Raw genomic sequence first — 6811 nt, 5'->3', positions numbered from 1 at the left:
GCTAATGACCCAAAGCGGACATCAGAGCGTGTTCTTGTAGATCTTGCCGTCCTTCATGATCAGGTCGATCTTGTTCTCGTAGTCTGAAAGGATCGTCACGTCCCGAGTCGGATCACCCTCGACCAGGATGATGTCGGCATAGGCGCCATCCTCGATCACGCCGAGCGTCCCCTCGCGGTACGGGTGCAACTCGCCGCTCAAATCCAAGAGCGCCGCGACGTTGCTCGTCGCCATTCTCAGGACTTCGACCGGTTCGAACACTTCGGCGAGCGTCAGGAACTCGTTGCTCTGCTCCTTGAAATTTTCAGGTGCGCCGAACTGGTCGGTCGAGAACACTAGGGTGACACCGTATTCCTTGGCCCATTTGAGCTGGTTGGCCGCACCCTCGTTGACCTGTCGCAGCTTGGCTGCGGTGCCGCTGTTGGGGTCGAGCCCAACATCTTCGGGCGAGGTCAGGGAGATGCGTGCGGTCGGGGCGAGGAACACGCCCTTCTCGGCCATCAGCTTCATCGTATCCTCGGTCAGGAATGGCCCATGTTCGATGCACATGACGCCGGCTTCGACCGCCTGCCGCACGGCCTCGTCGGTGTATGCGTGAACCGCGACATAGGTGCCCCATTGCTCCGCAGCCTTGACGGCAGCGCTGAATTCCTCGGGGCCGCCCTGAACGGTGTGCAGCGGATCGTAGGGTGAGGACACGCCGCCGCCGGCCATCATCTTGATCTGCTTGGCGCCGTAGCGCAGCGCTTCGCGGACCGCCCGGGTCACCTCCGGGGCGCCATCCGCCATGATGAGCCAGCCTTGCATCTCCATCAGCGAATACTGGCCGTAGATGCCAGGGTGGAGGTCGTTGTAATTGCGGAAGTCGCCGTGGCCCGAGGTCTGGGTGATGTAGGGACCGGAGGAGAAGAGGCGCGGACCGACGACATAACCTTCCTCGATGGCCCGGTGCAGGCCCACGGTCGGGCCGCCAATGTCGCGTACGGTGGTGAAGCCGCGCATGAGCATCTCCTCAGCCTGCTCGTTGGAAAGCGCGCCGACATACATCCAGTCGTAGTCGTTCAGGATCTCGCCCGGCCGCCGCACCAGGGCAAGATGTACATGCGCGTCCATGAGTCCGGGCATCAGCGTGCGCCCGCCGCCATCGATCACCTTTGCATCGTCGCGGACCTCAGTGTCGCCCTTGGCGATCTTCTTAATGAGGTTACCTTCGACTAGCACGCTCATCCCTTCGGCGAGCTTGTCGCTCTTGCCGTCGAAGACATTCACGTTGGTGAACAGAACTTGAGGCTGGGGCTTATCCTCGGCGGCAGATACCGGGACTGGATAAATCATCAACGCAAGTAGGCAGGCGGCAAAGAAGGTGGCGACAAGGGCCCGAACACAGAGCATGATTTTCTCCCTGAGAACCTTACTTTCGGCGCTGCGTTGTAATGGAAAATTGACGGAACCGGAAGCACCTGATGTCTGCTTTTGGCACATAGCGGACTTCTTGAGCGGGCTCGCCACACGTCCGCTATTGGGAGTAAGGCAGACATTCCCCGCGACGGTTCAACTGATGCCTATTTATGAGTACACGCCCTAGCGCAGGCTGAAGACGAAATGATGGATGCCGAAGGGATGATGGACGAGGCTCCGGCCGATGACGGGATGATGGAGGAACTGCCGGCCGACGACGAAATGATGGACGGGCCCCCCGACGAGTACGACCCGGTACTCGAGTCCGAGACAGGACACGCTGGCGAGGAATACTAGTCGAGTTACGAATGCAACGGAGGGGCGTCGGCTTCGGCAGACGCCCCAATTCTCTAGCAGGCTGCCTCGGCAAGTGGGCCGATCTCCGTAATCGCATGGAGCGGATGCATGTGTCATCTGCCAGCCGAGGCGCGAAGGACGACGGAAGAGCTTTTCCTAATGCTATTGATGATGAGATTCACGATTCCGGTTGAGCGCGGCAACACTGCCGCCAAGGAAGGGCGCCTGGAGCATGCCATCGAAAGCCTCGTCGAGGCGACAGATGCGGAGGCTGCTTACTTTACAATGATTAACGGCGAACGAGGCGGTTACGTCTTTTTTGAGGAGACCGATCAGGCGCAGTTGGCCCAGCTAAATGAGTCGCTGATAGCTGCCCTCGATGCGGCCATTGAAATTGTGCCTGTTATGTCCTTGGACGACTTGAAGCACGGGCTGCCGAACTAGGCTCCGGACCCATTAAATTCGATTGATCTTTTTGTCACTGCGATCGGTTCATCGGGAACTTTCTACACCGAGGCCAAACTTTTATTCGGATGAATGATCAAAGTCGCCAATTGTGATGGCCACATGAGGAACGCCGTCCTCACGAATGAGTCCGCGAAGCATATGTTTGCTGTTGAACGGCATAAAGCATTGTCCGGAGGCGTCTAAAATGATGCACCCGCCTTCGCCGGACACGCGATTGACGGCGCTCAGCGCTTCGTGGGCCGCCTCTAGTGGGGCCATGTGGCCGATCTCAATCAAGTCCGCAACCCGACGCGCAAATGCGACCCTTGCAAAGGCGTCTCCTTTGCCCGTCGCGCTTATGGCGCAGACACCGTTTTGCGCCCAAGTGCCAGCTCCAATGACGGGTGTATCGCCAACGCGACCAGGCAGTTGATTGACGAGGCCTCCGGTTGATGTCGCAGCAGCCAGATTTCCTCTGCGATCAAGGGCGACAGCGCCGACAGTTCCGTGCGCGCTATCCTCATCATGATCAAGCGCAATCTTTTTCGAAGCTTTGTACTTTTCCCATTGTCGTAGACGTTCGCGGGTAAAAAAATAATCCGGTTGCACCATGTCTAGCCCTTTTGCCTCCGCATAGGCGTCGGCATGGTGTCCGAATAAGAGACCGTGTGCATGCCCCATGATCGTCCTTGCCGCGCATATGGGATTCTTCGCCCGGCTTAATCCTACCATCGCTCCTACGGAGAGGTCTTTTCCGCTCATAATGGATGCGCTGAGTTCGACGCTTCCATCTGCGCATAGCGCTGCGCCTAAGCCAGCGTTAAACACCTCTATGTCTTCTAGAACAGAGACCGCTTTGGTGACGGCGTTTAACGACGAGCCGGCTTTGCGCAGGACAGCGTAACCCGCTTGAAGAGCTTCCTTTAATCCGTTCTCGTAAACGAGGCGTTTTGGGTGCCCGCGGTTGGTGCGCGCCAGACGTCCGGCGCCCCCATGCACAGCCAGGACGATACCCGTCACAGGAGTATTTCGCTTAGCTGTTTTAGGTCGCGGAGGACATTATTCACGACAGGGATATTTGTGCGTGTGGACAATTCGCGAATGATGAGCGGTGATGATGTGCATCGACCAGAAATTGCGTCGGGCGTAAGCCCAAACTCTTCCTTTAAAACGCTAATGCCCCCGATCGCGCCAAAAGCGTCGACAGCTGAGAAAACAAGCCGGTGAATCCGTGAGCGAACATACTCGTTTTTTAGCAGCATGGCGGTTTCGCGTTGGAGTATGCCGTCGGCAAGCTCCACGACCCAATACCGGTTGGGATTAGCGGCGAAGCGCGCATCCAGACTTTCAAAGATGTACGTCAATTCCCCTTCGCTCAGCATGTATGTGGAAGGGAAGCCAAGGTAGGAGAAGTCTGAGATATGTTCCGCGCCACTGTCTTGCATGTGCAAGATATCTTTCAAGCTGGCCGTACCGGTGATCTTACTCCCTCGCACTTCGTGTCCCATTGCGGACAACGCCCAGCAACATGCGATTGCGGACGTGCTCTTTCCGGCGTTCATACTCGTGCCGACGTGTAATATCATGCGGGCGCGTTTTTTGTTCTTGTTCAATGGCGTGCGGGGTAACGCCTTGGGAAAGTCTCTCGTGTTCAACGGCGCCCCGTTGTCATCAATTACATAGCCCAGAACTTTTATGCGCGTTGGGTCCTTTATGGCGGAGTTCTTATCGCGCATTGCGCCGATCACGCCCGACCTTGCGAGCAAGTCTACTTCAGTCGTTTTGCGGTGAGGGATGACGCCTTCGAAAGCATCGGGGGCGTAGCGATTGCCATACACGTAGACCGCGCGCGTGCGGTCGGTAAGCATGTGTATGCGCCCTTCTTTGTTTTCGAGCGTATTGTGTTGGCCAAGAGTAATGACCCGCCCGTAAATTAGGTCTCCAACTCTTGGGGGACGATCAAGGTCGGCGTAATGTCGAATCTGTTTCGAGCTGACAGTCAATGCAGCGCTCGGCAGAATAAAGCCCGGTCGAATGGCGGTCATAGTGACGCGGCCCTAGAATATGAGTTTAAGAGTCGCCTTCTAAAACGGGCAACACAGGCCGTGAGTGGAAGCGCTCGGACGTGTGCCGTAAACTAGATATCCCTGTCAATAAAAATGTTTTGAGATATGGTCCGCCGCGGCCATGAAAGACAGAAAGCTGCTCATTCCGGACTACGATCGGCGGTCGCCTGACGCAAGGGCACGCTCGCACCCGTGAGTGGCACCGATTGCCCCGCGCTGTTCGACACGGTCGCTGGCGAATGGCTCGGCATCACCATCGCTGTTACATTCGTGCTGATCGCGTGGCTGCTACCAGCCCGTATTGGAGGGCCGCGTCCTCAGACAGCACCTGCGGAGTAGCGCGGGCCGCGGTACAGGAAGAACAGCCCAGATTGCTCGCGGACGCGAGGTTCTAAAGATCCGCGCGCCCGATGTCCGCCGATGAACTGTGGCGGGAATCTCGCTATCAACTGGCACCAACTTGCCGGATAGCTTTCCATCAGAACCTGTCGCCTTCTCCATTGAGCCTCGTCGCGCACCAGATCGGCGTCCAGATAATTGCGTTGCTAGCTGTCTAGATCCGTCCCAAGGCGTCTGGCCCCTTTCCTAACGTCGCGGCGGCGGTCATCACCGTGAGGCGGATCACCTCGGGCGAGCTGTTGAAATAGCGGAAGGGATTGCGCATCGCCGGAGGCTAAGAAACCTCGCCAAGAGGCTCAAGCCAATTTACTCTGACAATGCCAGACTAGGAGCTTGGGTGCGTGATAACAGACAATGGAGCTGTGAAACAGCCGGGTAACACTTCTTTTTTGAATAAAGTCATGCGCGGCCTGTCCGCGCCGTTTGTCGCGCTGATGCAGCGGTGGATGCCAAATGCATTCATCTTCGCGACAATCCTGACCATACTGACATTCGTGATCTGCATTTTCCTGACCGAGGCATCCGCCGGTGACACCATCGATGCGTGGGGAAACGGTTTCTGGAACCTGATCGCATTCACGACACAGATCGCGATGACTCTGATCACGGGCTATGCACTGGCCCACACTCCCGCGGTGCATCGTCTACTCAACGGCATCGCCAAATTGGCATCCTCCCCCTCGAAAGCTTACGTGATCGTTTGTATAACAGCGATCATTGGCTCGCTAATTTCCTGGGGCATCGGCCTCATCGTCGGTGCAATCATCGCGCGCGAGACGGCGAGTGTCTGCAGAAGCCGCAACATCCCCGTGCATTTCCCGCTGCTCGTAGCCGCCGGCTATGCAGGTTTCGTTGTTTGGCACCAGGGATTGTCGAGCTCCACGGGACTGGCGATCGCCACGGAGGGACATTTTCTCGTCGAACAGATCGGCATCGTTCCGGTATCCGAGACGCTGTTCACATACTGGAACTTCATGATCATGATCTCAGTCGCCGTGACCCTGCCGTTCGTCATGATGCTGCTCCGGCCCGCCGACGCGAACTGCGTTCCGATGCCGGGGGGCACTGAAACCGACGACGAAGACAACGGTGAAGATACGCAACAGTCCGGGACAAAACGCACGCCTGCGCAAATCCTCGAGAATGCCCGCATACTGAATTTGCTGATCGGCGCGGCCGGCCTAGTCTACATCTACTTTCATTTCATCACGCGCGGCGGCAGTCTCAATCTGAACATCATCAACTTCGTTTTTCTGGTTTTAGGCATCCTGCTGGCGCGCTCGCCGATGCACTACGTGGAACTCGTCACTCATGGCGGTCGGACACTGGGTCCCATCCTCCTGCAATACCCGTTCTATGCCGGCATCATGGGCATGATGCTGGACACCGGGCTCGCCAAGGTCATGGCCGGCTGGTTCGTATCGATTTCGACTGCACAGACGCTGCCATTCTGGAGCATGATCAGTGGTGGCCTGATCAATCTGTTCGTCCCCTCTGGCGGTGGACAATGGGCGGTTCAGGGGCCGGTGATGATCGAGGCGACGAAGGAATTGGGCGCCGATCTTCCGCGCGTTGCGATGGGCGTGGCCATCGGTGACCAGTGGACCAACATGATCCAACCGTTCTGGACCATTCCTGTGCTGGCAATTGTCGGGCTGGGCGTCCGCGACATTATGGGTTACACAGTTATCGCTTTCCTGTGGTCCGGCTTGCTGTTCGCGGCGGGTTTGCTACTACTATGACCATGCAGTACCGGCAGAGGCGCGTTCGCGCATCCTTGGGCCTGTCCTCTCCGAAAATTCCATCCGGCCTGGATTCGCATTGTAAGGCAGAATCATCGCATCCTTGAGAGCGATGTTTGCGATCCTGCACGCGCTCGGAATGTTCGTCGCCGACCTGCTCAAGTCGCGGAGCCGGCTTGAGACCGAGAATTTGCTTCTCCGCCATCAGTTAAGCATCGCCATGCGGCAGGCACCGCCTCGTGTGTGGACCGAAAACCTTGTCCGCTGTGTTCGTCTCCCGGCTATGAACTGAATTCTCCCTGCTCGCTACGTTAGGGAGAGGACGTCCGATGCGTTGAGATGCCGAGACTTTCTGCGGGGATCAGTCGCTGCTCTCGCTGCTTTTTGGGGGAATCTCGCCGC

Annotated in this window: 7 protein-coding genes; 4 read left to right on the top strand and 3 right to left on the bottom strand. The window is 57.4% G+C overall.

Features of this window, described 5'->3' with window-relative positions:
• Nucleotides 1-21: 21 nt before the first annotated feature.
• The gene (locus AC221Y_RS17985; protein WP_486707928.1) at nt 22-1482 is read right to left on the bottom strand and encodes a metal-dependent hydrolase family protein; all 1461 of its coding nucleotides are present in this window, start codon (nt 1480-1482) and stop codon (nt 22-24) included.
• Nucleotides 1483-1602: 120 nt separating this feature from the next.
• Between AC221Y_RS17985 and AC221Y_RS17980 the strand changes: the two genes are divergently transcribed.
• Both AC221Y_RS17980 and AC221Y_RS17975 read left to right on the top strand, forming a co-directional pair.
• Nucleotides 1603-1755 (top strand): hypothetical protein, encoded by a 153-nt coding sequence (locus AC221Y_RS17980; protein WP_486707927.1) that lies wholly within the window; start codon nt 1603-1605, stop codon nt 1753-1755.
• A gap of 159 nt (nt 1756-1914) precedes the next feature.
• On the top strand, nt 1915-2199 hold the full coding sequence (locus tag AC221Y_RS17975; protein WP_486707926.1) for a hypothetical protein: 285 nt from the start codon (nt 1915-1917) through the stop codon (nt 2197-2199).
• Between the two features lie 81 nt (nt 2200-2280).
• Here the strand turns inward: AC221Y_RS17975 and AC221Y_RS17970 are convergent, their stop codons facing one another.
• Nucleotides 2281-3222, bottom strand: coding sequence for an isoaspartyl peptidase/L-asparaginase family protein (locus AC221Y_RS17970; protein ID WP_486707925.1), 942 nt, complete (start codon nt 3220-3222; stop codon nt 2281-2283).
• A complete protein-coding gene (locus AC221Y_RS17965) occupies nt 3219-4247 on the bottom strand; it encodes a hypothetical protein (protein ID WP_486707924.1) in 1029 nt (342 codons plus the stop codon). Before AC221Y_RS17965 ends, AC221Y_RS17970 begins: the two co-directional genes overlap by 4 nt.
• A gap of 213 nt (nt 4248-4460) precedes the next feature.
• Between AC221Y_RS17965 and AC221Y_RS17960 the strand changes: the two genes are divergently transcribed.
• Entirely contained in the window at nt 4461-4607 is a 147-nt protein-coding gene (locus AC221Y_RS17960; RefSeq protein WP_486707923.1) for a hypothetical protein, read from the top strand.
• A 401-nt stretch (nt 4608-5008) separates the two neighbouring features.
• Nucleotides 5009-6409 (top strand): short-chain fatty acid transporter, encoded by a 1401-nt coding sequence (locus AC221Y_RS17955; protein ID WP_486707922.1) that lies wholly within the window; start codon nt 5009-5011, stop codon nt 6407-6409.
• Nucleotides 6410-6811: the final 402 nt, after the last annotated feature.

This window comes from Boseongicola sp. (genome assembly GCF_057460485.1).
The sequence above is the reverse complement of the archived record's forward strand: the minus strand, read 5'-3'. Positions and strand labels throughout refer to the sequence as shown.